The following is a 25,051-nucleotide window of genomic DNA, read 5'->3' on the forward strand; positions in this document are numbered from 1 at the left end:
AGCCAGGACAACGGCGTCCTGGCGGAGCTCGGCAAGGGGGCACGACAGTGAGGGGAGAGGCCCGTTCGTACGCCGCGGCCCGCAAGGAGCGGACCGCGGACACCGATCGCTGGCTCAAGGATCTCTTCCGCACGGCGAGCGACGGCGACCACGTCTCACTGGTGGCCGTCGGGAGCCTCGGCAGGGGAGAGCTGGCGCCCGGCAGTGACCTCGACCTGGTGCTGCTGCACAACGGCCGGGCCGACGTGGCGCGGATCGCCGACCGGATCTGGTATCCGATCTGGGACTCGGCGGTCAACCTCGACCACTCCGTACGCACGGTCGAGGAGGCCGTCTCCGTCGCCCGGCAGGACCTCAAGGCCGTGCTCGGCCTCATCCAGGCCAGGCACGTGGCCGGCGACCCCGACCTGACCAGGAAGGCCAGGGAGGCGGTGCTGGCCGAATGGCGCGCCGACTCCCGGCGCAGGCTCGGCGAGCTGCGCGAGGCGGCCGACAAGCGGGCCCAGGTCAGCGGCGAGCTGGCCTTCCTCCTGGAGCCCGATCTGAAGGACGGGCGCGGCGGGCTGCGCGACGTCCAGGCGATGCAGGCCGTGGCCGCCGCCTGGGTCGCCTCGGCGCCCGGCCCGCGGGCGCGGGAGGCGTACGAGTTCATCCTCGACGTGCGGCACGCGCTGCACGTCGTCACCGCCCGCGGCACCGACCGGCTGGTGCTGCAGGAGCAGGACGCCGTGGCCGGGCTGCTCGGCCTGCTCGACGCCGAGGCGCTGATGCGCCGGCTCGCCGAGGCCGGCCGCACGATCTCCCACGCCTTCGACGCGACCTGGCGCACCGTTGACAGGCTGGTGTCAGGGCCGGCCCCGCGCGGGCGCCGCCCGCTGGCCGACGGCGTGGTCGAGCACGGCGGCGAGGTGGTGCTCGCCCGCGGCATCGACCCGCGCAAGGACCCGGTGCTGGTGCTGCGCGCCGCCGCCGCGGCGGCCGACTCGGGGCTGCCGCTCGCGCCCGCGACGGTGTCCGTCCTCGCAGCTCAGTCGGCTCCGATGCCGGTGCCGTGGCCGGACGAGGCCCGTGACGCGCTGGTGTCGATCCTCGGCGCGGGCCGCGCCGCCGTGCCCGTGTGGGAGGAGCTGGACCAGGCGGGCATCCTTGTCAAGCTGCTTCCTGACTGGGAGCGCGTACGGCACCGCCCGCAGCGCAACCCGATCCACCGCTTCACGGTCGACCGCCACCTGATCGAGGCCGCCGCGAACGCCGCCAGCCACACCCGCGAGGTCTCCCGCCCCGACCTGCTGCTCATCGGAGCGCTGCTGCACGACGTCGGCAAGGGCTGGCCGGGCGACCACTCGGCGACGGGCGAGGTCGTCGTGCGTGACATCGCGACCCGGATCGGCCTGCCGCCGCACGACGTCGAGACGCTGGCCACCGTCGTCCGCCACCACCTGCTGCTGCCCGAGACGGCCACGCGCAGAGATCTCGACGACCCGGTCACGATCGAGAAGGTCGCCGCGACCGTCGGCTCGCGCGAGGTGCTCGACCTGCTGGCCGCGCTGGCGGTCGCCGACGGCAACGCGACCGGCCCCGCGGCCTGGAACTCCTGGAAGGCCGGCCTGGTGGCCGACCTCGTGCGCCGGGTCAGGTCGGTGCTGGCGGGCTCGCCGCCGCCGAAGCCGCCGACGCTCTCGGCCGAGCAGGCCGCGCTGGCCCGGCACGGCGGCGGCGCCGTGCGCGTCAACGGCGGCGCGGTCACGGTCGTCGCCCCCGACCGGGTGGGGCTGCTGTGGAGCGCGGCCGGCGTGCTGTCGGCGCACCGGCTCGTCGTGCGCTCCGCCTCGTCCGCCTCCGCGGGGTCCACGGCGGTGATCGAGTTCTCGGTCATCCCCGAGTACGGCTCCCCGCCGGACCCGGCGACGCTGGAGTCCGACCTCCGTCTCGTCCTTGCTGGGCGTCTTGACATCGAGCAGCGGCTGGCCCGCCGGACGCGCTCGGTCAGGCCGCCGCGCGTACCCGTGGCTCCACCTCGGGTGACGCTGGTCGACGACGCCTCCGCGACGGCCACTGTGGTGGAAGTCAGGGCCCATGACAGGCCGGGACTCCTGTGGCGCATCGGGCGGGCGTTCGGCGAGTGCGGTCTTGACGTGAGGGCCGCTCGCGTAGAGACTCTCGGCGCGGAGGCAGTGGACGTCTTCTACGTTGTGGACCGCGCTGGTCGCCCCCTCAGCGACGACGCGCAAAGGGCACAAGTCCGCGATCAAGTCCTTGCCGCACTGCGATAACCAACAGCACACAACTACCGGTCACGTTTGTAACAATTGTGTCCGATATGCCTGTTAAGTCAGATGCTGCGGATACCTTGTGGACGGCTTATGACCCGTTGCGGACGGGACGATTGAGGGGTAGCGGGAGCGGTGACTACGGGGAATTCGGGCAGTGGCCCAGCCGCGCGACAGGACCGCGGCAAGCGGCCGCTGTCGCGTCTGGGGCTGAGGAACTGGCGCGTCAGGTGGCGGCTCACCGCCCTCATCCTGGTGCCCACCATCGCCGCCGTCGTGCTCGGGGGAACACGAGTGGTGGAGTCGGTGCAGAGCATCGACGTCTACGACCGCACCGCCACCGCGACGGAGCAGGCAGGTCACATCCGCGACCTCGTCCAGGCACTCGGCCTGGAGCGTGACACCGGCGGCTGGATCGGCGCCAACCGCGCGATGCGCAAGCAACTCGCCGCCGCCTACAAGCAGCGCCAGGCCGCCGTCGACACGCTGGTCAAGACCGTGAGCGCCGACCTCGCCACCATGGACGACTCCTACGGCCCGCGCGTGGTCAAGGCCGCCGCCCAGGCGAAGTACGACCTGAGCCGCCTGAAGAAGATCAGGGACGAGGGCCAGACCGAGACCATCCGGTACAACTTCCTCACCGACACCCTGCTCAACCTGCACGACGAGCTGGCCCTGCTGTCCGACGACACCCAGATCATCGGTGGGTTCCGCGCCCTGAGCGCGCTCGCGTCGGCCAAGGAGGAGATGTCCCGCCAGCGCGTCCAGCTGATCCAGAACTCGTACAACCCGAACAACACGGACGCCAAGGACGTCGAGGACTTCATCGCCTCCAACGCCCGCCAGCAGGCCGACATCGCCTCCGTCGGCGCCGAGGCCGGCGTCGAGATCGGCCTGGAGCTGTCGAAGGCGCTGACGTCCAAGCGGGAGTACGTCAACGTCCAGCTCACCAAGGCCCGCGCGATCACGCTGGTCAGCAGCCGCGAGCCGGGCGCCCGCATCACCGACAACCTCATCTCCGCGCGCGCCGAGCGCGAGGACTGGTTCAACGAGAACACCGCCGCCATCGAGGTGCTGCAGGGCATCGAGAAGGACCTGGCCGGCCGGGTCGGCCTGCGCAGCCAGGAGCTGCGCTCCGCCGAGACCCGCAACGCGATCATCGCGGGCATCCTGATCGTCGCGCTGCTCATCGTCGTGCTGCTCCTCACCGTCGCCATCGCCCGCTCCATGGTCGGCCCGCTGCGCCGGCTGCGCACCGAGGCGCTGGAGGTCGCCGGCTTCCGGCTGCCCGACGTGGTGCGCCAGCTACGCGTCAGCGGCGACACGACCGTCCGCGACGTCGCGCCCATCGAGGTCGAGGGCAACGACGAGATCGGCGAAGTGGCCCGCGCCTTCGACCAGGTGCACCGGCAGGCCGTCCGCCTCGCGGGCGAGGAGGCCGAGCTGCGCAGCAACATCAGCTCGATGTTCGTCAACCTCTCCCGCCGCACCCAGACGCTGGTCGAACGGCAGATCTCGCTGATCGACGGCCTGGAGAAGGGCGAGGAGGACGGCAAGCGGCTGGCCGACCTGTTCAAGCTCGACCACCTGGCCACCCGCATGCGCCGCAACTCCGAGAACCTCCTGGTCCTGGCCGGCCACGAGGCCACCCGCCGGCGCAGCCAGCCGGCCAAGCTCGTCGACGTCGTCCGCGCCGCCCTGTCGGAGGTCGAGGGGTACGAGCGCGTCCAGGTGAAGGTGCACCGCGCCACGTCCGTGCTCGGGAGCTGCGCCAACGACCTCGTCCACCTGGTCGCCGAGCTGGTCGAGAACGCCATCCAGTTCTCCCCGAACAACTCCCAGGTCACCGTCACCAGCAGCCTCATCGAGGGCGGCGGCGCGCTGCTGTCGGTCAGCGACACCGGCATCAGCATGACCGAGGAGGAGCTGGCCGAGGCCAACCGCCGCCTGGCCGAGCCGCCCGTGGTCGACGTGTCGGTCTCCCGCCGCATGGGCCTGTTCGTGGTCGGCCGCCTGGCGCTGCGCCACGGCATCCGCGTGCAGCTGCGCAAGGGCGAGGGCGCCGGCCTGATCGCCATGGTGCTGCTGCCGCCCACGCTCATCGCCGACGGGACGCAGCAGCAGCCGCTGCCGCAGCGGCCCGCGTTCGGCGGCGGCACCGTGCCCAGCCAGCCCGGCCCGTTCGCGCCGCCCAGCCCGAACGGGACGTTCCGGTCGTTCGGCAGCTTCGACTCCTTCGACGGCGGCCCGGCCAGGCAGGGACCGCCGCCGGTCGAGAACGGCCGCCCGCGGCACGCCGGGCCGCCCTCGGAGCCCGCCGCCCCGTTCGACAGCGGCTCCTTCGCCAGCGGCCCCCCCACGGCCGGCCCCGGCAGGCACGCGCCGCGGACGTACGACAGCACGCCCGGCCTGCCCAGGCGCGGGGCGTTCAACTCCGACCCCGGTGCCACGGGCATCAACGGAGGCATCAACGGAGGCGTCAACGGAGGCATCAACGGGTTCACCGCCGACACCGACGGCGGCTCCTACCGGGGCCGGCCGCTCCCGCAGGACTCCGGGTCCTACCCTTCGTTCCCGAGCGCGCCTTCGCAACCGTCTGGTAATGGCGCGTTCCAGACGCCGCCTCCGGCGTACCCCACGAACGACGTCCGGCAGCCGGATCCCGCGCCGTCGGTGGACGTGTCGCCGCTCGACCAGGAGCAGGAGGAGTTCCTGCCGATCTTCGCGTCGGTGGAGTCGGCCTGGTTCCGCAGGCCACCGGGCGAGGGCGGGCCGCAGCGGCCCGGTGCGGACGGGCCTGGTGGTGAGTCCGGCTCCGCGCAAGCCGTACCCTCTGGGGAGGAAGCGTGGCGGACGGCCGCGGATGCCGGATGGCAGGCGGCGGCCAAAGCCAGCGAGCCCAGCCTCGGCGGCATCACCGCCGCCGGGCTCCCCAAGCGGACCCCGAAGGCCAACCTGGTGCCGGGCACGGCGAGCCAGCCCGCGCCGGCGCAGCAGCCGCAGCGGCAGGCGCCCGCGCCCCCGGTCTCAGCCGACCGGATGCGCAGCAGGATGGCCAGCTTCCAGCAGGGTGTCCGCCGGGGTCGCCAGGAAGTACGTGGACAGGAGGAACGAAGTGAGTAAGCGTCCCGCCGGGGAGGATGCGTGACAACCCTTAGCCATGAGGCGCACAGGTTCGACTGGCTGATCACCGACTTCGTACGCAACACGCCCGGAGTCGCGCATGCCGTCGTGGTCTCGGCGGACGGGCTCTGCCTGGCCGCCTCGGAGGGTTTCCCTCCGGACCGGGCCGACCAGCTCGCCGCGGTCTCCGCCGGTCTGCTGAGCCTGACCGTGGGTGCGTCCAGGGTGTTCGAGGGCGGTGCGGTGACGCAGACCGTCGTGGAGATGCAGCGCGGCCTGCTGCTGGTGATGGCGATCAGCGACGGGTCGGTGCTGACGGTTCTGGCGGGTCCGGATTGTGACATGGGCCTGGTGGCGTATCAGATGACGTTGCTGGTAGACAGGGCGGGGCAGGCGCTCACACCGGCCCTGCGCGCGGAGCTCCAGGCCGCCAGGACCCGGTGATGTGATGGAACTGATGGGAGAGGGCCGTGTACGGCGCTGACGGGACCGGGGACGAAGAGCCCCTGTTCCGTCCTTACGCGGTGACAGGCGGCAGATCCGAGCCGCGTTATCACCTCGCGATGGAGACGTTGATCTCGTCGATGTCGATCCCGGACGACGAGATGGCTCTGCTCACCCCCGAGCAGGAGGCCATCATGCAGTTGTGCAGGTCGTTCCGGTCGGTCGCCGAGATCTCGGCCCTGCTCCGCGTCCCGCTGGGCGTGGCGAGGGTGCTCGTGGCGGACATGTCCGACGAAGGGCTCGTCCGCCTGCACCAGCCACGCCTCAGCCAGGGACAGCCAGACCTCAACATGCTCGAAAGGGTGCTCAGTGGACTACGCAGGCTCTAGCGCCGGTCTGACGTCGACGAAGATCGTCGTCGCCGGCGGCTTCGGGGTCGGGAAGACGACGTTCGTGGGGGCGGTGTCCGAGATCCTTCCGCTCACCACGGAAGCGGTCATGACCGACGCGTCCGCGGGCATCGACGACCTCGGTCTGACGCCGAACAAGCAGACCACGACCGTGGCGATGGACTTCGGCCGGCTCTCGCTCGACCGCGACCTGATCCTGTACCTGTTCGGCACGCCCGGCCAGCACCGCTTCTGGTTCATGTGGGACGACCTGGTGCGCGGCGCGATCGGCGCCGTGGTGCTGCTCGACACGCGCCGCCTGGCCGACAGCTTCCCGGCCATCGACTACTTCGAGGAGGCGAAGCTGCCGTTCGTCATCGGCGTGAACGGCTGGGACGGGCAGTTCCCGCACTCCGACGAGGAGGTCAGGGAGGCGCTGGCGCTCTCGCCGCAGGTGCCGATCGTGCGCACCGACGCCCGCAACCGCGAGTCGGTCAAGGCGACGCTGATCTCGCTGGTCGAGCACGTCGTACGCCTGCGCGCGACGGCCGTCCACTAACGCACGGCCCAGGGCACCTCCTCGTACGCCTGCGCGCCATGGCCGTCCACTAACGCACGGCCCAGGGCACCTCCTCCAGGGAGTTGAGCACCGGCACGAGCCGCTCCTCCTCGTAGGCGAAGTGGGCCTCCATCTCCGTCGCGACGCGGTCGAGTGTCGCCGGGTCGGAGGCCGCGCGCAGCTCCCCGGCCAGCCGGGCGAGCACGGCGTGCTCCTCGCGCAGCCGGTCGAGAGCCGCCTTCAGCTCCGGGAACAGCCGCTCCAGGTGCGGGAACGCCACGCGGTCCTCGCCCGAGTGGTGGAAGGTCAGCGCCTCGCAGAAGGCCAGGCAGTGCGTACGCAGGTCGTCTCCTGCGCCCGCCTCGCCGGCCCGCAGCCTGGCCAGCTCGCCCCTGAGGTGGTCGTGGATCCTGACCAGCTCGTCCCCGAACGCCCGCAGCCGCTCCCGCTCCGGGTAGAGCGCGACGACGGGGATCACGCGTTCGGTCTGCTCCTGGTACGAAGCGAAGGCCGGGTCGAGGGCGGCCTGGCGGGCGTACATGCGCTCGCGTTCCTCCCCTTCGAGCGGCACCGCCCTGGCCGCGAACGTCTCCGTCCCCAGCTCGACCGTCACCCTCGGCTCGGCCAGGACGTTGTGGTACCAGGCCGGATGGGTGGCGGCGCCCGCGTTGGAGGCGAAGACCAGGATGCGCTCGCCGTCGCGCAGGTAGACGGCCGGGTTCGTCCGCCTGCGCCCGGTCTTCGCGCCCACGGTGGTCAGCAGCACGAGGGGAGCGCCCTCGAACATGCCGCCCACCTTGCCGCCGTTCGCCCGGAACTCCTCGATCACCTGCTGGTTGAAGTCCGTCAACTCACTATCCTTTGGATGGACCCAGATGTATTTGCTTTGCAACCAAAGCTAATTTAGACAGCAAGGTATTCGGGATGTCAACTGACGGCTTGAGCGTGGACGACGGCATCAGGACACTGCTGCTCCTGATGCCCCGCATGGTGGGGCGGGCCAAACGCCTGAAGGTGCCGGAGGAGCTGCGCGAGCTCTCGCTCGCCCCCCGGCACCTGTCACTGCTGGCCTACCTGCTGTTCGACGGCGCGATGACGGTCAACGAGCTCGCCGCCCGGCTGGAGGTCGCCCCCGCGACGGTCAGCCTCATGGTGGGGGAGCTCAGCAGGAAGGGCGTCCTGGCCCGCCGCGAGGACGACGCCGACCGGCGCCGCACCATCGTCAGCATCGCCGACCGGCACCAGGGCGCGATCAACGAATGGCTCGGCTACGGCGCCAAGGCATGGCGCCAGGCCCTGGAGCCGCTCACGCCCGAGCAGCGCCGCATGTTCGTGAACACGCTGCTCGCCTACGAGCAGGCACTGTCGGGGTGAGCCTCCGGGTCAGCGGTCCAGGCGCTGGTACAGGCGGACGGACAGGGTGAAGAAGACGGCCGTGATGAGGGCCGGCCACAGCAGTGCCATCAGGATCGCGTGCTGGGCCACCCACGACTCCCCGCCCCATCCCGGGTTGCCGAACAGCTGCCTGGTCGCCGCGACCGTGGACGACAGCGGGTTCCACTCCGAGACCGCCCCCAGCCAGCCCGGCATGGTGGAGGGGGCGACGAAGGCGTTCGAGAGGAAGCCGATCGGGAACTCCAGGGTCTGGATCGCCACCACACCGCCCGGGTCCTTGGTGAGCAGGCCCAGGTAGATGCCGGCCCACAGCAGGGCGAAGCGCAGGAGCAGCAGCAGGCCGGCGGCCGCGAGCGCGCCGGAGAGCGTGGCGGGGCGCCAGCCGACGGCGAGGCCGCAGGCGAGCAGGCCGGCCAGGACGAGGACGGAGTTGAGCAGGTCGGCGATGGCCCGCCCGATGAGGACGGCCGAGGGGGCCATGGGCATGGAGCGGAAGCGGTCGGTGACGCCCTTGGAGGCGTCGGTGGTGACCGCGATCATGGTGGCGCTCAGGCCGAAGAGCATCGTCATGCCGTACATGCCGGGCATGAGGAAGGCGAAGTAGTCCGCCCCTTCGGGCACCCGTACGGCGCCGCCGAACAGGTAGCCGAAGGCCAGGGTGATCATGATCGGGAAGGCGATCCCGAACACCACCGTCATGGGCTGGTTCGCCCAGTGGACGAGGTCGCGGCGGGCGACCGTCCAGCCGTCGGCGAGTGGCCGGCGCAGCCGGGTGAGCGGGCCTTCCACGGTGGTCGTCATCGGGTGCCTCCGGAGGCGTCGGTGAGGTTGAGGAAGACTTCGTCGAGGGTGGGGCGGCGCACCGCGACGTCCTCGACCTCGATGCCGGCCGCGGCCAGGGCGGTCAGGACGCCGGTGAGCGCCTGCACGCGCTCGCTGACCGGCGCGCTCACGTGCCGGGTGTCGCGGTCGATCTCCGCGGGCCCGGACGCCGCCCGGCCGATGATCTCGGCGGCCCGCGCCAGGTGCGCGGGGTCGTGCACGACCAGGTCGAGCCGGTCGCCGCCGAGCTTGGACTTGAGCTCGTCCGGCGTGCCCTCGGCGACGACCCGGCCGGCGTCGATCACGGAGATGCGGTCGGCGAGCTGGTCGGCCTCCTCCAGGTATTGGGTGGTCAGCAGCACCGTGGTGCCGCCCGCGACCAGCTCGCGCACCGTGCGCCAGATCTCCGCGCGGCTGCGCGGGTCGAGGCCCGTGGTGGGCTCGTCCAGGAAGAGCACGGGCGGTGCGAGGATCATGCCGGCCGCCAGGTCGAGCCGGCGGCGCATGCCGCCGGAGTACTCCTTGGCCGGCCCCTCGTGTCGCAGCCCGAACTGCTCCAGCAGCTCCGACGCCCGCGATCGGGCCTCGGCCGCGCTCAGGTGGTAGAGGCGGCCGAACAGCTCCAGGTTCTGTCGGCCGGTCAGCAGCTCGTCGACCGCCGCGTGCTGACCGACCAGGCCGATGTGGCGGCGTACCTGCCGGGGCTGGGTGGTCACGTCGAAGCCGGCCACCTCCGCGCGCCCGCCCGTGGCGCGCAGGAGCGTGGTCAGGATGCGCACGGTGGTGGTCTTGCCCGCCCCGTTGGGGCCGAGCAGGCCGCAGACCGTGCCTCGGGGCACGTCGAGGTCGATGCCGTCCAGCGCGGCCTGGTCGCCGTACGTCTTGCGCAGTCCTTGCGCGAGTACTGCCGTCATGCTGTCACCCTCCGAATCGTACGCCGTACCGTACACAATACGACCAAAGTCGGCAACCGTACGGTGTACCGTACGAAGGTGACTGTTGAGTACTCGGGAAAGGGCGACCCCGCCCGCAGCCTGGCCCTGCTCTGGCGCACCAGCGAGCGCACCAGCCGCAAGGGCAAGCCGGAGCTGAGCGTCGACCGCATCGTGCGCGCCGCCATCGAGGTGGCCGACGCCGAAGGGCTGCAGGCGCTGTCCATGCGCCGCGTGGCCGAGCGGCTGGGCGTGGGGACGATGTCGCTCTACACGTACGTGCCGGGCAAGCCGGAGCTGTTCGACGTCATGCTCGACACGGTCTACGGCGAGACCGCCAGGCCCGCCGACGTGCCGGGCGGCTGGCGCGGCCGGCTGGAGCAGATCGCCAGGGAGAACTGGGCGCTCTACCTGCGCCACCCGTGGCTGCTCCAGGTGGCCGCCAACCGCCCGGTGCTCGGCCCCAACGTCACCGCGAAGTACGACTACGAGCTGGCCGCCGTCGACGGCATCGGCCTGTCGGACCTGGAGATGGACTCCGTCATCACCCTGATCACCGGCTTCGTGCACGGCACGGCCAGGGGCGCGGTGGAGGCGGCGCAGGCGGAGAGCCTGACGGGGCTGACGGACGAGCAGTGGTGGGCCGCGCACGCCCCCTTCCTCAGCCGGATCGCCGACACCACCCGCTACCCCACGGCCGCCCGGGTCGGGCAGGCCGCGGGCGAGGCGCTGAACGCGGCCTACAGCCCGGAGCACGCCTTCGAGTTCGGGCTGCAACGCGTGCTCGACGGCATCGAGGCCCTGGTCAACCGCCGCAAGGCCGGCCAGTAGCCTCGGTGGGGCGCTACGCCCGCTCGTGCCGGTAGAACTCCACCGGCTCGGGTGGCAGCGGGGTGTTGCCGAGGATGAGGTCGGCGGCCTTCTCGGCGAGCATCATGACCGGCGCGTAGATGTTGCCGTTCGTCACGTACGGCATGGCCGAGGCGTCCACCACGCGCAGGCCGTCCACGCCGTGCACGCGCATCGTCTCCGGGTCCAGCACGGACCGGTCGTCGGTGCCCATGCGGCAGGTGCACGACGGGTGGAGTGCGGTCTCGCCGTCCTTGGCGACCCAGGCGAGGATCTCCTCGTCCGTCTGGACGGACGGGCCGGGGGAGAGCTCGCCCCCGTCGAGGTCGGCCCACGCGGGTTGCGACAGGATGCGGCGGGCGTGCCTGATGGCCTCGACCCATTCGCGGCGGTCCTGCTCGGTGGACAGGTAGTTGAAGCGCAGGGCGGGCTTGCGGCGCGGGTCGGCGGAGGTGATGCGGACGGAGCCGCGCGCGTCGGAGTACATGGGGCCGATGTGCACCTGGTAGCCGTGCCCGCCGGCGGGGGCGGAGCCGTCGTAGCGGACGGCGATCGGCAGGAAGTGGAACATCAGGTTCGGGTAGGCGACGTCGTCGTTGGACCGGATGAACCCGCCGGCCTCGAAGTGGTTGGTGGCGCCGGGGCCGCGGCGCAGGAAGAGCCAGGTGGCGCCGATGAGGGGGCGGCGCCACAGGGCGAGGGAGGGCTGCTGCGAGACGGGCTGCTTGCAGGCGTGCTGGACGTAGACCTCCAGGTGGTCCTGAAGGTTCTCGCCGACGCCCGGCAGGTCGTGCACGACCTTGATGCCGAGGGGCTCCAGCAGGGCGCGCGGCCCCACGCCCGAGAGCTGGAGGAGTTGCGGGGTGTTGATGGCGCCGCCGCAGAGGATGACCTCCTTGGCGTCGACGCGCTTGCCGTCGCACAGCACGCCCACCGCGCGGGTGCCCTCGAAGAGCACCTTCTCCACGAACGCGCGGGTCCTGACCGTCAGGTTGGGGCGGCGGCGGACGGGGTGGAGGTAGGCGCGGGCGGCGCTGAGACGGCGGCCCCGGTGGATGGTGCGGTCGAAGGCGGCGAAGCCCTCCTGGCGGTAGCCGTTGACGTCGTCGGTCAGCGGGTGCCCGGCCTGCTGCACCGCCTCGAAGAACGCCTCGAACAGCGGGCCGCGCGCGGGGCCGCGCTCCAGCTTGAGCGGGCCCGCGCCGCCCCGGAAGTCGGTGCCGGGGTCGGCCAGGCAGTTCTCCATGCGTTTGAAGTACGGCAGGCAGTGCGCGTAGTCCCAGTGCTTCATGCCGGGGTCGGCGGCCCAGCGCTCGTAGTCGAGGGGGTTGCCGCGCTGGAAGATCATGCCGTTGATGCTGCTGGAGCCGCCCAGCACCTTGCCGCGGGCGTGGTAGACGCGCCGCCCGTGCATGTACGGCTCGGGCTCGGACTCGTACTTCCAGTCGTAGAAGCGGCTGCCGATGGGGAACATCAGCGCGGCGGGCATGTGGATGAAGACGTCCCACAGGTAGTCGGGCCGCCCGGCCTCCAGCACCAGCACGGACGTCGAGGGGTCGGCGCTCAGCCGGTTGGCCAGGGCACAGCCGGCCGAGCCGCCGCCCACGATGACGTAGTCGAACCTCAACGGGGGATCCAGTCCTTCCACACGATCTTGTTCTCCTGGACCCACCGCTCGGCGGCGTCCTCGGCGCTCAGCTTCTCGTTGACCATGTCGGCGGCCACGGCGTTCTGGTCGTCGTTGGTCCAGGTGAAGTTGCGCACCAGCTCGTACGCCTGCCCGCCGCGCTCCGCGAACCGCCGGCTGACGATCTTGTCCAGCAGGTACGGCGGATAGTCGCACGCGACGGTGGCCGGGTCGTCGTCGCAGCCCACGGCGTAGGGCGGGAGGGCGACCTTGACGAGCTTGACCTTGCTGAACAGCCATTGCGGCTCGTAGAAATACATGAGCAGCGGTGTCCGATTCTTCGTCGCGGCCTGGGCGGCCTTGATGAGCGCGGCCTCGCTGCCGGAGTAGACGACCCGGTAATTGAGCTTGAGGTTCTTGACGAGAGCCTCGTCATTCGTCACGAATGTCGGATCCCCGTCGAGCACCTGTCCGGCATTTCCGGTTTTTTCGGTCCGGAAGAGGGAGGCGTACTTATTGAGGTTTCGGTAGTCCGTAATGTCGGGGTACTTTTTGGCCATCCACTCCGGCACGTACCACCCGATCACCCCTTTGTTGCCGGTGAGCCCGGCCGACAGCGCCACCTTCTTCTCTTCGATGTACTCCTTCTTCCAGTCGTTGTGACCCCAGCTTTCGACGATCACATCGACCTTGCCGGTCTCGAAATCCTTCCAGGACTGGTCCTCTTTCGCGGTCCGCTTGTTGACCTTGTATCCCAGCTCGTGCTCCAGCAGGTACGCCAGCACCGCGGCCTGCGCCTCGTACCCGATCCAGCCGTGGATGTCGATGTTGACCGTCCCCTTGGCGCTCGCCGCGGTCTCCGGCTCACCGCTGGAGCAGCCCCCCAGCAGGAGGGTCACGACGAGCAGCCCGCAGAGCGCGCGCGGCCGGGAGGTGATCACTTCGGGATCCACGCCTGCCACTTGGCGGTGTTGGCCTCCACCCACTTCTTGGCGGCCTGCTCGCCGGTCATGCCGTTGTTGGTCATGTCGTCGGCCACGGCGTTCTGGTCCTCGTTCGTCCAGTGGAAGTTCTTGACCAGCTCGTACGCCTTGCCGCCGGTCTGCGCGAACTTCGTGCTCACGATCTTGTCGAGGTCCATCTCCGGGTAGTCGCAGGCCACCTTCTTGGGGTCGGCGTCGCAGCCCTCGGTGTAGGCGGGCAGGTTGACCCGGACCAGGTCGGTCTTGCTGAACAGCCAGTGCGGGTCCCAGAAGTAGAACAGCAGCGGCTTCTTCTGCTCCTGCGCCTGCTGGGCGCTCTTGATCAGGGCCGCCTCGCTGCCGCCGACGACGACCTTGTAGTTCAGCTTGAGGTTCTTGATCAGGGCTTCCTCGTTGCTGACGTACGACGGGTCGCCGAACAGCAGCTGGCCCTTGTCGCCCGACTCGGAGGTCTTGAACAGGCTCGCGTACTTGTTGAGGCTCTTGTAGTCGGTGATGTCGGGGTGCTCGTCGGCCATCCACTTGGGGATGTACCAGCCGATGACGCCCTTGTTGCCGGTCGAGCCGGCCACCTGCGCGACCTTCTTCTCGTCGATGAACTTCTTCTTCAGGTCGGGGTGGCCCCAGTTCTCGATGATGACGTCTACGTCGCCGGTCTCGAAGCCCTCCCAGGCGAGCTGCTCCTTGATCTCGGGCAGCTCCACGGTGTAGCCGAGCTCGTTCTTCAGCAGGTACGCGACGACGTTCGCGCTGGCCTCGTACCCCACCCAGGGGTTGATCGCGATCTTCACGGTGCCGGCGCCGGACGCCGAGGCACTGGAGCCGGCGGCGGGGGCGGAGGAGCCGGTGGTGCCGCTGTCGACCTTGGCCCCGCCGCAGCCCGCGGCGGCGAGCCCCAGCACGACGAGGCCTGCGAGCAGGCGAATCTTCATGTGAACTTCCTCTTTCGGGGGGACGGGCGCCTGTCGGCGCCCTGCGTGATGCGGTCGAGCATGACTCCGAGGAGCACGGTCGCGATGCCGGCGACGAAGCCCATGCCGAAGTCGGTGCGCTGGGAGAATCCGGTGACCACGTCGTAGCCGAGTGCCCCCGCCCCGACCAGGCCGCCGACGACCACCATGGCCAGCGTCATCACGATGCCCTGGTTGGCCGCCAGCAGGATGGCCTGCCTGGCCATCGGGAGCTGCACCTTCCACAGGAGCTGCCCGGGGGTGGAGCCGGCGGAGGTGGCGGCCTCGACGACGGTGGCGGGCACGGCCTTGATGCCGTCCTCGACCAGGCGCACCACCGGCGGCACCGCGTAGATGACGGAGGCGAAGATGGCGGTGAACCTGGTCGTCCCGAACAGCGCCAGCGCGGGCAGCAGGTACACGAACGCGGGCATGGTCTGCGCGGCGTCGAGCAGCGGCCGCTGCACGGCCGACCAGCGCGGCGAGCGGGCCGCGGCGACGCCGAGCAGCAGGCCGATGACGAGCGTGACCAGCACCGCGACGGCGACCGTGGTCATCGTCTGCATGGTGTGCTCCCACACGCCGAGCAGCGCGATGGCCAGCAGGCAGCCCAGCGCGACCAGCGCGGGGCGGGCACCGCTGACCCGCCAGGCGACGGCCAGCACGGCCAGCGCGACCAGCCACCACGGGGCCGTGGTGAGCAGCGACTCCAGGGGGTTGAGCAGGAGGTGGGAGGTGGTGTCCTTGATCCAGGTGGTGACCGCGTACCAGTTGGTCTCGGCCCAGTGCACGGCGTCGTTGACCTCGGCGACCATGTTGATCGTCAGGCTGTCGGGCCAGACCTTCGGCAGCACCGGGATGAGCGCCAGGCCGGCCGCCGCGAGCACGCCCGCGGCGGCGAGGTCGGTCCGGCGCAGCTTCGCGTGCGGGTCGCGGCGGGCCAGCGCCATCATCATCCGGTCGAGCAGCACCGCCATGACCACGACGGCGATGCCGGCCGGGAGCATGATGCCGACCTGGGCCCTGGACAGGCCGCGGATGATGTCGCCGCCCAGCCCCGGCGCCGAGATCAGGTTCGCGATGACCACCATGGACAGCGCCATCATGATCGTCTGGTTGATCGCCAGCGCGATCGTGGACCTGGCCAGCGGCAGATAGACCTTGAACAGCGTCTGGCGGCGCGTGGCCCCCAGCGAGGCGGACGCCTCGACCGCCGTGGGCGAGACCTCCGAGACGGCCAGCGCCGTGATGCGGATGGCGGGCGGGATCGAGTAGATCATCGTCGCGATCGCCCCGGCCGGCGCGCCGATGTGGAAGAACAGGGCGAGCGGCGCCAGGTACGCGAACGTCGGCATGATCTGCATGACGTCCAGCACCGGGGTGATCGCCCGCCGCGCGCGGCCCGAGAGCCCCGCCCAGACGCCCACCGGGATCCCGATCGCCAGCGACAGCAGCACCGCCACCGCGACCAGGGCCAGCGTGTCCACGCTCGACGCCCACAGGCCCAGCACGCCGAACGCGCTGACGCCGCCGACCGCCAGCAACGCGATCCGCCAGCCGCCGGCCAGCCAGGCCAGCGCGCCCATGATCCCGGTGATGCCGGGCCAGCCGAGCCCGTACAGGACGGTCTCGAACAGGTCGTAGAGCGAGCCCACGAAGAGCCGGATGTAGTTGAGGAAGTACAGGAAGAGCGGGTTGTCGTTGCGGTGGTCGTCGATCCACTCGCGCAGCTCCGTGACGGCCAGGAACTGCGGCGCCTCCTTGTCGTGCGGCAGCGTCGCCGTGCCGCGGAAGACCAGGTACGCCGCCACGAACAGCACCGCCACCCCCGCCGGCGCCACCCACCGCGGCAGGCCCGCGAGCCGCGAGGGCGTCGGCACCGCCGCGCTGCTCATGCCGCGGCCTGCCCCGACAGGAAGGCGAGCAGGTCCACCCGGTCCACCACGCCGACCAGCTCGCCGCCGTCCACCACTTTGATCGGCCGGGACGAGGTGGAGGCGGCGCCGAGCGCGTCCTTGATCAGCGTGCCGGCCGGCAGCTCGGGCCCGTCCAGCGACTCGCCCGGCTCGGGGTCGCGGGAGATCCAGCGCAGGGTCAGCACGTGGCTCCTGGGCACGTCGCGGACGAAGTCGGCCACGTAGTCGTCGGCCGGCGCGCCCACCAGCTCCTCGGCGGTGCCGAGCTGCACGATCGCGCCGGCCCGCATGATCGCGATGCGCTCGCCCAGCTTGAGCGCCTCGGACAGGTCGTGCGTGATGAACACCATCGTCTTGCCGACCTCGCGGTGCAGCCGCACGACCTCGGCCTGCATGTCGCGCCGGATCAGCGGGTCGAGCGCGCTGAACGGCTCGTCGAACAGCATCACCTCGGGCTCCACGGCCAGCGCCCTGGCCAGCCCCACCCGCTGCTGCATGCCGCCGGAGAGCTGGTCGGGGTAGGCGTCGGCGTAGCCGTCGAGGCCGACGAGCGAGAGGATCTCCGCCGCCCGCGCGTGCCTGGCCGGCTTGGGAGTGCCCTGGATCTCCAGCCCGTACGCGACGTTGTCGATCACCTTGCGGTGCGGGAGCAGGCCGAAGTGCTGGAAGACCATGCTGACCTGGTGGCGGCGGATCTCCCGGAGGCGGGCGGGGGAGGCGGCGCGGATGTCCTCGCCGCCGATCCTGATCTCACCGGCGGTCGGCTCGATGAGCCTGGTCAGGCAGCGGACGAGGGTGGACTTGCCGCTGCCCGACAGGCCCATGACGACGAAGACCTCGCCGGGGCGTACCTCGAAGCTCACGTCTCGTACGGCGGCGGTGCAGCCGGTCTTCTCCCTCAGCGCGGCGGGATCGAGGTGTCTGTCCTCGCTGTCCAGCACTTTCTGTGCCTTGGAGCCGAAGATCTTCCACAGGCCCGCAACGGTGATTGCCGCGTTGTCGGGAGAAACTCCCACACTCGCCTCCTCGTTTGACGTCGCTCAACATATGTCGCCAATGGCGCGATTCTCAACGCCGTGACTGTCAAGAGATCGCGGAGCGTCAACCGTGTTACCCGATTGGAACGCGCTAATCGCCCATAAGTGGACATTTATTGTGTTAAAGGTTTATTTCACGCCTGGGGTGCTTCCGGGATGGAGCGCCAGGTTCTATCCTCATGAGTCACGCGAACCATCATTTGTCGCGTTATGTTCGCTTGGCCACGGGCCACGTGATGTGTTCAAATAACCGGCACTTGCTGATTTCTCCCAGGACACAGATCCCTCAAATATGCCGATTCCGGGCGAGGTGCGTTCGGTGAGTAGAGACCTGGGCGCCAAGCAGGGCGCCGAGAGCCGCTGGCGGCTGCGCAATTGGCGCGTCCGCGCGCGGCTCGTCGCCCTGATCATGGTGCCCACCGCCGCGGCCGTGCTGCTGGGCGGCATCCAGGTGCTCGCCTCCACGTCCGCGGCCTCCGACTACGCGCGGACGAACCAGTTCGCGCGCCTGTCCGCCGAGCTGGGCGGCCTCACCCACCTCGTCTCCGGGGAACGCGCCAGGACCGCCTGGTACATCGCCCGCAACCGGCCAGCCGACGGCCTGTCCGAGGTGCGCTCCCAGATGGACCAGGTCGACCTGGCCGCCAGGACCGTACGCGGTATCGCCGGGCAGCTCATGACCGAGTCCACCGGCCGCACCGCCGACCAGCTCGAGAACCTGCTCAACCGCCTCGACGACCTCACCTCCCTGCGCAAGCAGGCGCTGGAGGCAAACCTGCTGCCCGGCCCGGCCGTCGAGCTCTACACCACGGTCGTGAACGACCTGCTCTCCGTCCACAAGGAGCTGGTCAAGGGCAGCGTGGACGACGAGCTCTTCCGCCAGACGAGCATGCTCGACGGCCTCGCCCGCGCCAAGGAGAGCCTGTCCTACCAGCAGGCGCTGGTCACCGTCGTCCTCGTCGAGGGCGCCTTCGACCAGGACCAGCTCAAGCGCTTCCTCGGCCAGCAGTCCGTGGAGGCCACCGAGCGCAAGGGCTTCGCCGCCGAGGCCACCGCGGCCGAGCGGCGCTTCTTCGACGAGACCGTCAACGGCAGATCCGCCGACCGCATGCTGTTCCTGCGCGAGCTGGTGCTGATCAGAGCCACCAAGGGCCTGCCGCTGCGCGGCCTCGACCAGGCGCACCGCGACGACGCCAAGGAGTGGTTCGACGCCTCCACCGTCGTCATCGACGCCATGCGCAAGGTCGAGGAGCGCCAGGCCCAGGGCATCGTCTCCCGCAGCGAGGCGCTCAGCGCCGACGAGCGGGGCCGGGCGTTCCTGACCGCCGGCGCCGTGCTCGCGCTGCTCGTCGCCGTCCTGCTCATCACCACCGGCGTGGCCAGATCCCTGGTACGGCCGCTGCGCCGGCTGCGCGGCGAGGCCCTGGAGATCGCCGGCCGGCGGCTGCCCGAGTTCGTCCAGCACCTGCGGGAGTCGCGCGACGGCGTGGTCACCGCCGAGGTCCCGCCCATCGGCATCTTCTCCAAGGACGAGGTGGGCGAGGTCGCCCGCGCCTTCGACGAGGTGCACCGCGAGGCCGTCCGGCTGGCCGGCGACGAGGCCACGCTGCGCTCCAACGTCAACGCCATGTTCGTCAACCTGTCCAGGCGCAGCCAGACCCTCGTCGAGCGGCAGCTCACGCTGATCGAGAAGCTGGAGAAGGGCGAGCGCGACGACGCCCGCCTCGGCGACCTGTTCAAGCTCGACCACCTGGCCACCCGCATGCGCCGCAACAGCGAGAACCTGCTCGTCCTGGCCGGCCAGGAGGCGGCCCGCAAGTGGAGCGAGCCGGTCGAGCTGATGGACATCGTGCGCGCCGCGCTCGGCGAGGTCGAGAGCTACGACCGGGTCAGCATCCAGGTGCAGTCGGACGTCGCCATCGCCGGGCAGGCCGTCACCGACGTCGTGCACCTGCTGGCCGAGCTGGTCGAGAACGCCGTGTCGTTCTCCTCCCGCGACACCAAGGTGATCATCTCCAGCAGCCGCATCGACGGCGGCAGCCTCATGCTGTCGGTCACCGACCACGGCATCGGCATGGCCCAGGAGGAGCTGGCCGAGGCCAACTGGCGGCTGGCCAACCCGCCCGTCGTGGACGTGTCGGTGTCGCGGCGGATGGGATTGTTCGTGGTCGGGCGGCTGGCGTTGCGGCACAACATCCGCGTGCAGCTCAGGCGGCAGGACATCGGCGGGCTCACCGCGATGGTGCTCATCCCGCCGATGCTGCTGACCGCGGTGCCTGGGGCGAACCCGCGCGTGCAGGTGCCGCGGCAGGGTGGCTCGTACGGGACCCAGGACGTTCCCCAGGAAGGGCCGCTGGACGTGCCCCGGCCCGGCTCCGTGCTCCGGCCGCCATCAGGCCCGCCGTCCGGGCCGCCATCTGGGCCGCCATCTGGGCCGCCTTCGTACGAGCCCTCTGGGTACCCGTCGTTCGCCACCCCCGGAGGGCCGCCGTCCGGACCGCCATCCGGGCACCCGTCGTTCGACACCGTGCCGCCCGCGCCCGAGCCGTCCTCCTGGTTCAGCTCGGCGCAGCCCAGCTCCGCCGACCTGCCGCCGGCGGAGCCGGCCGCCCCGCCGGCCCCGCCCGCCGGCGACGAGTACCTGCCCATCTACGCCTCCATCGAGGAGGGCAGCAGCTGGTTCAGCAAGCCCGCCCCCACCGCCGACCACCGCGACACCGCCTGGACCACCCCCTCGGACCAGGCCTGGCAGGCCGCGGACGCGACGGCGGAGCCGGTCCAGAGCGGCACCACGAGCTCGGGCTTGCCCAAGCGCACGCCGCGAGCGAACCTGGTACCGGGCACCGCGAGCCCGCAGCCGCCGCCACCCGTCCCCGGGCCTCCGGTGTCGCCCGATCGTCTCCGCAGCAGGCTGGCCAGCTACCAGCAGGGCATGCGCAAGGGACGCGCCGAGCTCGAGGAGGACTCATGAAGGAGCTCAGCCAGGCCGCCAGGGACGTCAACTGGCTGGTCAGCGCCTTCGTCGAGGAGGTCCCCGGCGTGGCGCACGCCGTCGTCGTCTCCGCCGACGGGCTGCCCATGGCCTACTCCAGAGGCTTCCCGAAGGACCGCGCCGACCAGCTCGCCGCCATCGCGGCCGGCCTGGTGAGCCTCACCGGAGGCGCGGCGCGAGTCTTCGAGGGCGGAGGGGTCACGCAGACCCTGATCGAGATGGAGCGCGGGCTGCTGCTGGTGATGTCGATCAGCGACGGGTCCTGCCTGGCGGTGCTGGCCGCGCCCGACTGCGACATGGGCCTGGTCGCGTACCAGATGACGATCCTGGTGGAGCGCGCGGGACAGGTGCTCACACCTGCCGTACGGGCGGAGCTGTCCGCCACGCGCCCGTGGTGAAGGGGGAGTGAACCATGGCATCGTGGCACAACGGGCAGCAGGAGCCGGAGCGCAGTTCGCTCGTCCGCATGTACGCCGTCACCGGCGGCCGCACCACCCCGCGTACGGACCTGGCGATGGAGGCGCTGGTGTCGTCGGCGACGTCGGCGCAGCTCGGCACCACGTACGCGCGCGAGTACCGCGCGATCAGCGAGCTGTGCCGGCAGGTGCGCTCCGTGGCGGAGATCTCCGCGCTGCTCAGCGTCCCGCTCGGCGTGGCGCGGGTGCTGGTCGCCGACATGGAGGCGGACGGGCTGGTCAAGGTGTACCAGCCGCAGCTCGACGCGGGGCTGCCCGACAGGGGACTGCTCGAAAGGGTGCTGAGTGGACTTCGCAGGCTCTAGCCGGCTCACCTCCACGAAGATCGTCGTGGCGGGCGGGTTCGGCGTGGGGAAGACCACGTTCGTGGGCTCGGTCTCGGAGATCATGCCGCTGACCACCGAGGCGGTGATGACGGACGCCTCGCACGGCATCGACGACCTCGGCCACACCCCCGGCAAGACCACCACCACCGTCGCGATGGACTTCGGCCGGGTCTCGCTCGACCAGGACCTGATCCTCTACCTGTTCGGCACGCCGGGGCAGCAGCGGTTCTGGTTCATGTGGGACGACATCGTGCGAGGCGCCATCGGGGCCGTGGTGCTGGTCGACTCGCGGCGGCTGGCCGACAGCTTCCCCGCCGTCGACTACTTCGAGGACTCGGGGCTGCCGTTCGTCATCGGGCTGAACGGCTGGGACGGGGAGTTCCCGCACGTCGAGAGCGAGGTGCGGGAGGCGTTGACGCTCTCGGCCCACGTGCCGATCGTCCGCACGGACGCGCGGGCCCGCCAGGCCGTCAAGAACACCCTGATCACGCTGGTCGAGCACGCGCTGACCGTGCGGTCGTACTGATCACCGCCCCATCCTGATCACCGCCCCGGCCTGGTCACCGCCCCGGCCTGGTCACTGTTCCGACCACCAGTAGGCGGCCACCAGCTCCGCGACCAGCGTCTCGGTGAGCAGGGCGACGTCCGGCTCGTCGTCGCCGGCGTAGCGGATCGCCGCCGTCGCGTCCCGGACCTCGGGGCCCACGGTGATCACGGTGGAGCCGCGCTGCCGCACCCAGTCCATGGCCTGCTCGTCGTAGCGGGAGCCGGGAAACAGCAGCGCCCGGTAGTCGAGCGTCTTGGTCAGGTAGACGTCCACGTGCGACCAGTCGCCGCTCTCGCACGCGTCGGCCGGGCGGCGCGGGCCCTCGCGGAACATCAGCGCCGACTGCTCCGCCGACGACAGCCGCTCGGCGGGCGCGATCGTGTAGACGCCGTGCGGGCCGTCGAGCAGTTCCAGCGCCAGCGGCAGCCACTCGTCCCTGCGGTCGAGCAGGTCCGCCGACGCCTTCGCGGCCCGGTCGAGCAGGGCCGGCAGGTCGCTCGCCCGGCCCGTCAGCCTGGACTCCAGGGCGAGGAGGAGGGCCAGGGTGTGCTGGAACGTCCGGCACGCCACGCCGCCGCGCTCCTCGCCCGCCCGCAGGTCCACCACCAGGTCGGCGGCCTGCGCCAGCGGGGAGTCCGGCCGGTTGGTGAGCGCCGCCACGTACGAGGGGCCGCCGGCGTACCGGGCGATCGCGTCGAGGGTCTCCCGGCTGGAGCCGGTGGCCGAGATCGGCACGACCAGGGTGCCCTCGGTGCCGGGCAGGCTCGCGGCGGCGGAGGCGTACTCGGCGTACGCGTTCACGCCGGCCGTGCGCAGGCGCAGCGCCGCGACGCCGGCGGCGTAGCGGGAGCTGCCCATGCCGAGGAACAGCACCCGGTCGATGCCGTCCGGCAGGTCGCCGAACGGGTCCCCGGAGCGCAGGGAGTCGGCCAGGGCGGTCAGGTGCTCCGGCTTGGACTCCAGGTCGGAGAGGTAGAGCTCAGAATTCACGCGATGTTCTCCTTGTGCTTTTCTGCCCCGTACCAGGTGCGCAGGACGCCCATGGGGGCGTAACGCCAGCGGGGGAGGTGGCGGGCGGCGTAGATCAGCTCCCGGCACTCCTGCTCCACCTCGAACGGGCGGATCAGGCTCTCATCCAGCAGGTCCGGCCGGTGCCGCGCGGCCAGCCGGGCCCGGTACGCGGTGAGGAGGGCCTGTCGGGCCCTGCCCGCCCAGGCCGTGGCGTGGTCCGGCGGTATGGACCTGCGCTTGATCGCCACCTGGGCCACGTGGTCGAGGCTCGTGGTGAGCTGGGCGACGTCCCGGGCGGCCGGCTGGTGGAGGTCGGCGCCGGCGACGGTGGGGTTGCCGTCGAAGTCGATGACGGCGTAGCCGTCGCGCCACCGGAGGATCTGGCCCACGTGGAGGTCGCCGTGGATCCTGATCAGCGGGGTCTCGATGCCGTTCCGCAAGGGGGCCAGCTCCTGGCGCATGGCCCGCGCCTGGGAGGCCAGCCAGGCGCCGTCGTCGCCGCCGGTCAGCTCCAGCGCCTCCGCCAGCGCCCCGTCCGCCCTGCCCGCCGCGTCGCCCGGACCGTCCTGCTGCGAGCGGGGGAAGGTGGACAGCGCGAGGTGGAGGTCGGCGGTGAGGCGGCCGAGCTCGCCGGCGAAGGCGGTCGAGCCGGCCACCGCCTCGTCCACGCACCACTCCCAGCCGTCCCGCGCCTCGGGCAGGTAGCCGGTGATCAGTGCCAGCAGGTGCTCGCGGCCCCGCAACATTCCGGTCAGTGCGGCGTAAGGAGGCGCTGTGTCGTTGAATCCTGAATCAACGAGGTGCGCGAAGATGTCAGGAGTGGGATGCGGAAGGGGGACCGGCGGCGTGAGCCACTTGACCACGACGCGTTCGCCGACCACGACCGAGTAGTTCGTCTGGTCGACGTGCGATCCGAAATCCCGTTCACCTGGGGCCCCAGTGTGGAGATCTCCAGGACCGTGCGAGAAGGTGGGCAGCGGGAGGAAGCGTCGCACGGCGAAGGGCGGCGGCACCTCGTCCGCCAACCGCGCCAGGAGCGCGGTGGTGAGCCCTCGATCTCGTGCGGTGAGGGGCCTCTCACCGAGAGAGATCAAGCGGCGACTTATTGAATCCCAATTCAACACGTGGACCAAACTTCCAGGTAGCAATGTCATCAAAAGTCTTGCTCATGTTGATTTCTGCTGCAACACTCCTGGTCTGGTCCGCTGTGTCCGGTAAGGTCGCGCGACCCCTCAAACAGCACAAATTTCAGAAGGAGTAGCGGCCGTGTCCCGTACCCGGTTCACCCGTCGTCTCCCGGCCGCCGCGGCGGCGGCCGGACTCGCGCTTGCCGTCGCGGCGTGCGGGGGTGGGTCGTCGTCAAGCTCAGCTGACCAGGCGCCGGCGGCGGCCGACCAGCTCAAGCCCAACGCGGACCTGTCGCAGCAGTCCCTGCAAATCACGGTCTGGGACGGTTACACGCCCAAGGAGCTCCCCCAGAAGGCCATGGAGAAGCTCAAGATCAAGAACGTGCAGATCCAGCTGCACGACACCAACGAGGTCGCGATGACCAAGCTCACCGCCCCCGGTGACAGCGGCATCGACGTGGCGTTCGTCTCCGGCCAGTACGCCCAGGCGCTCAACGAGCAGGGCCTGCTGGAGCCGATCCACCACGAGCTGATCCCCAACCTGGCCAACCTCTACCCCGAGGCCACGCAGCTCTCCTACGACAAGGGCAACAAGTACTCCGTGCCCTACACCTGGGGCACGACGGGCATCTGCTACCGCAGCGACCTGGTGAAGTCCGAGCCGAAGAGTTGGAACGATCTGCTGAAGCCCCCGGCCTGGGCCGACAAGAAGGTCACCATGCTGGCCACCGAGCGCTGGCTCGCGCTGCCCGCGCTCAAGTCGCTCGGCTACTCGATCAACACCGACAAGGACGAGGAGCTCGAGAAGGCCAAGGAGCTGCTCATGGCGCAGAAGCCGCACCTGCTGCGCTACGACGACACCACCTTCGGTGACCGGCTGGTGTCGGGCGAGGCCGTGATGGCCGAGGCGTGGGACGGCTGGTGCCCCACCACCGACCCGAAGGGCAACATCAAGTTCGCGGTGCCGAAGGAGGGCAGCGACCTCTGGGTGGACACCATGGTGATCATGAAGTCCTCCAAGAACAAGGAGGCCGCGCACGCCCTGATCAACTACATCCTCAGCCCCGAGATCCACTCCTGGGCCGCCGAGAACATCAACTACAAGGTGCCGAACAAGGCCGCCATGGAGCAGGTCAAGATCGCCAAGGGCTCGCTCCTCGGCACCACGCCGGCCGAGCTGCTCAACGGTGAGGCCGCCATCGACCTGGGCCAGGCGTCGACCAAGTACACCCGGCTCCAGCAGGACGTCACGGCCAGTTAAGCCCTTGCCGCTGTG

22 protein-coding genes are annotated in these 25,051 nt (G+C 70.7%); 12 read left to right on the top strand and 10 right to left on the bottom strand.

The window, feature by feature from the left end:
- Positions 1 to 47 precede the first annotated feature (47 nt).
- The 5 genes from HCN51_RS22625 to HCN51_RS22645 all read left to right on the top strand — a co-directional run bounded on the left by HCN51_RS22625 (position 48) and on the right by HCN51_RS22645 (position 6,785).
- Positions 48 to 2,273, top strand: coding sequence for a [protein-PII] uridylyltransferase (locus HCN51_RS22625; protein ID WP_168011471.1), 2,226 nt, complete (start codon positions 48 to 50; stop codon positions 2,271 to 2,273).
- Between the two features lie 252 nt (positions 2,274 to 2,525).
- Complete coding sequence (locus HCN51_RS22630; RefSeq protein WP_168011472.1) at positions 2,526 to 5,393, top strand: nitrate- and nitrite sensing domain-containing protein; 2,868 nt, start codon at positions 2,526 to 2,528, stop codon at positions 5,391 to 5,393.
- 21 nt (positions 5,394 to 5,414) lie between these two features.
- Positions 5,415 to 5,837, top strand: coding sequence for a roadblock/LC7 domain-containing protein (locus HCN51_RS22635; RefSeq protein ID WP_043616017.1), 423 nt, complete (start codon positions 5,415 to 5,417; stop codon positions 5,835 to 5,837).
- A gap of 26 nt (positions 5,838 to 5,863) precedes the next feature.
- A complete protein-coding gene (locus tag HCN51_RS22640; protein WP_080042390.1) occupies positions 5,864 to 6,226 on the top strand; it encodes a DUF742 domain-containing protein in 363 nt (120 codons plus the stop codon).
- Positions 6,207 to 6,785 carry a GTP-binding protein gene (locus HCN51_RS22645; RefSeq protein WP_230465534.1) on the top strand — a complete coding sequence of 193 codons (579 nt, stop codon included), beginning with the start codon at positions 6,207 to 6,209 and terminating at the stop codon, positions 6,783 to 6,785. The genes HCN51_RS22640 and HCN51_RS22645 overlap by 20 nt, the downstream gene beginning before the upstream one ends.
- Positions 6,786 to 6,834: 49 nt before the next feature.
- Here the strand turns inward: HCN51_RS22645 and HCN51_RS22650 are convergent, their stop codons facing one another.
- Positions 6,835 to 7,635, bottom strand: a complete 801-nt coding sequence (locus HCN51_RS22650; RefSeq protein ID WP_168011473.1) for a nitroreductase/quinone reductase family protein — start codon at positions 7,633 to 7,635, stop codon at positions 6,835 to 6,837.
- A 74-nt stretch (positions 7,636 to 7,709) separates the two neighbouring features.
- Here HCN51_RS22650 and HCN51_RS22655 point away from each other — a divergent pair, with 74 nt between their 5' ends.
- Complete coding sequence (locus HCN51_RS22655; RefSeq protein WP_168011474.1) at positions 7,710 to 8,159, top strand: MarR family winged helix-turn-helix transcriptional regulator; 450 nt, start codon at positions 7,710 to 7,712, stop codon at positions 8,157 to 8,159.
- Between the two features lie 9 nt (positions 8,160 to 8,168).
- Here the strand turns inward: HCN51_RS22655 and HCN51_RS22660 are convergent, their stop codons facing one another.
- Together HCN51_RS22660 and HCN51_RS22665 are read right to left on the bottom strand one after the other, a co-directional pair.
- Entirely contained in the window at positions 8,169 to 8,981 is an 813-nt protein-coding gene (locus HCN51_RS22660; RefSeq protein ID WP_168011475.1) for an ABC transporter permease, read from the bottom strand.
- Positions 8,978 to 9,916 carry an ATP-binding cassette domain-containing protein gene (locus HCN51_RS22665; protein ID WP_168011476.1) on the bottom strand — a complete coding sequence of 313 codons (939 nt, stop codon included), beginning with the start codon at positions 9,914 to 9,916 and terminating at the stop codon, positions 8,978 to 8,980. The genes HCN51_RS22660 and HCN51_RS22665 overlap by 4 nt, the downstream gene beginning before the upstream one ends.
- Positions 9,917 to 9,994: 78 nt before the next feature.
- Here HCN51_RS22665 and HCN51_RS22670 point away from each other — a divergent pair, with 78 nt between their 5' ends.
- A complete protein-coding gene (locus HCN51_RS22670) occupies positions 9,995 to 10,765 on the top strand; it encodes a TetR/AcrR family transcriptional regulator (RefSeq protein ID WP_080047187.1) in 771 nt (256 codons plus the stop codon).
- 13 nt (positions 10,766 to 10,778) lie between these two features.
- Here HCN51_RS22670 and betA read toward each other — a convergent pair whose 3' ends face one another.
- From betA to HCN51_RS22695, 5 genes are read right to left on the bottom strand one after another with little or no spacing between them, the layout of a single operon-like run.
- Positions 10,779 to 12,410: a choline dehydrogenase gene (betA, locus tag HCN51_RS22675; protein ID WP_168011477.1), complete on the bottom strand. Its 1,632-nt coding sequence runs from the start codon at positions 12,408 to 12,410 to the stop codon at positions 10,779 to 10,781.
- Positions 12,407 to 13,363: an ABC transporter substrate-binding protein gene (locus HCN51_RS22680; RefSeq protein ID WP_346433750.1), complete on the bottom strand. Its 957-nt coding sequence runs from the start codon at positions 13,361 to 13,363 to the stop codon at positions 12,407 to 12,409. Before HCN51_RS22680 ends, betA begins: the two co-directional genes overlap by 4 nt.
- Positions 13,348 to 14,325, bottom strand: a complete 978-nt coding sequence (locus HCN51_RS22685; RefSeq protein WP_168011479.1) for an ABC transporter substrate-binding protein — start codon at positions 14,323 to 14,325, stop codon at positions 13,348 to 13,350. The genes HCN51_RS22680 and HCN51_RS22685 overlap by 16 nt, the downstream gene beginning before the upstream one ends.
- Entirely contained in the window at positions 14,322 to 16,238 is a 1,917-nt protein-coding gene (locus tag HCN51_RS22690) for an ABC transporter permease (protein WP_168011480.1), read from the bottom strand. The genes HCN51_RS22685 and HCN51_RS22690 overlap by 4 nt, the downstream gene beginning before the upstream one ends.
- Positions 16,235 to 17,275, bottom strand: coding sequence for a quaternary amine ABC transporter ATP-binding protein (locus tag HCN51_RS22695; protein ID WP_346433751.1), 1,041 nt, complete (start codon positions 17,273 to 17,275; stop codon positions 16,235 to 16,237). The genes HCN51_RS22690 and HCN51_RS22695 overlap by 4 nt, the downstream gene beginning before the upstream one ends.
- Before the next feature lie 340 nt (positions 17,276 to 17,615).
- Here HCN51_RS22695 and HCN51_RS22700 point away from each other — a divergent pair, with 340 nt between their 5' ends.
- From HCN51_RS22700 to HCN51_RS22715, 4 genes are read left to right on the top strand one after another with little or no spacing between them, the layout of a single operon-like run.
- Positions 17,616 to 20,267, top strand: a complete 2,652-nt coding sequence (locus HCN51_RS22700) for a sensor histidine kinase (RefSeq protein WP_346433752.1) — start codon at positions 17,616 to 17,618, stop codon at positions 20,265 to 20,267.
- A complete protein-coding gene (locus HCN51_RS22705) occupies positions 20,264 to 20,686 on the top strand; it encodes a roadblock/LC7 domain-containing protein (protein ID WP_080042384.1) in 423 nt (140 codons plus the stop codon). The genes HCN51_RS22700 and HCN51_RS22705 overlap by 4 nt, the downstream gene beginning before the upstream one ends.
- Positions 20,687 to 20,700: 14 nt before the next feature.
- Positions 20,701 to 21,069 (top strand): DUF742 domain-containing protein, encoded by a 369-nt coding sequence (locus HCN51_RS22710; RefSeq protein WP_080042383.1) that lies wholly within the window; start codon positions 20,701 to 20,703, stop codon positions 21,067 to 21,069.
- A complete protein-coding gene (locus HCN51_RS22715; RefSeq protein WP_168011482.1) occupies positions 21,050 to 21,616 on the top strand; it encodes an ATP/GTP-binding protein in 567 nt (188 codons plus the stop codon). Before HCN51_RS22710 ends, HCN51_RS22715 begins: the two co-directional genes overlap by 20 nt.
- A 51-nt stretch (positions 21,617 to 21,667) precedes the next feature.
- Here HCN51_RS22715 and HCN51_RS22720 read toward each other — a convergent pair whose 3' ends face one another.
- Together HCN51_RS22720 and HCN51_RS22725 are read right to left on the bottom strand one after the other, a co-directional pair.
- Complete coding sequence (locus HCN51_RS22720; protein WP_168011483.1) at positions 21,668 to 22,627, bottom strand: SIS domain-containing protein; 960 nt, start codon at positions 22,625 to 22,627, stop codon at positions 21,668 to 21,670.
- The gene (locus HCN51_RS22725) at positions 22,624 to 23,394 is read right to left on the bottom strand and encodes a hypothetical protein (protein ID WP_168011484.1); all 771 of its coding nucleotides are present in this window, start codon (positions 23,392 to 23,394) and stop codon (positions 22,624 to 22,626) included. Before HCN51_RS22725 ends, HCN51_RS22720 begins: the two co-directional genes overlap by 4 nt.
- A 520-nt stretch (positions 23,395 to 23,914) precedes the next feature.
- On the opposite strand from HCN51_RS22725, the gene HCN51_RS22730 reads away from it, so the two are divergent.
- The gene (locus HCN51_RS22730) at positions 23,915 to 25,036 is read left to right on the top strand and encodes a polyamine ABC transporter substrate-binding protein (RefSeq protein WP_080042379.1); all 1,122 of its coding nucleotides are present in this window, start codon (positions 23,915 to 23,917) and stop codon (positions 25,034 to 25,036) included.
- Positions 25,037 to 25,051: the final 15 nt, after the last annotated feature.

The organism is Nonomuraea composti (assembly GCF_012034275.1).
GTDB lineage: Bacteria > Actinomycetota > Actinomycetes > Streptosporangiales > Streptosporangiaceae > Nonomuraea > Nonomuraea composti.

Bases quoted from the DNA above. Each gene is read 5' to 3' on its own strand.
- HCN51_RS22655 (WP_168011474.1), top strand. From the start codon at position 7,710: ATGTCAACTGACGGCTTGAGCGTGGACGACGGCATCAGGACACTGCTG.
- HCN51_RS22660 (WP_168011475.1), bottom strand. From the start codon at position 8,981: ATGACGACCACCGTGGAAGGCCCGCTCACCCGGCTGCGCCGGCCACTC.
- HCN51_RS22665 (WP_168011476.1), bottom strand. From the start codon at position 9,916: ATGACGGCAGTACTCGCGCAAGGACTGCGCAAGACGTACGGCGACCAG.
- HCN51_RS22685 (WP_168011479.1), bottom strand. From the start codon at position 14,325: ATGAAGATTCGCCTGCTCGCAGGCCTCGTCGTGCTGGGGCTCGCCGCC.
- HCN51_RS22690 (WP_168011480.1), bottom strand. From the start codon at position 16,238: ATGAGCAGCGCGGCGGTGCCGACGCCCTCGCGGCTCGCGGGCCTGCCG.
- HCN51_RS22705 (WP_080042384.1), top strand. From the start codon at position 20,264: ATGAAGGAGCTCAGCCAGGCCGCCAGGGACGTCAACTGGCTGGTCAGC.
- HCN51_RS22710 (WP_080042383.1), top strand. From the start codon at position 20,701: ATGGCATCGTGGCACAACGGGCAGCAGGAGCCGGAGCGCAGTTCGCTC.
- HCN51_RS22725 (WP_168011484.1), bottom strand. From the start codon at position 23,394: ATGTTGCGGGGCCGCGAGCACCTGCTGGCACTGATCACCGGCTACCTG.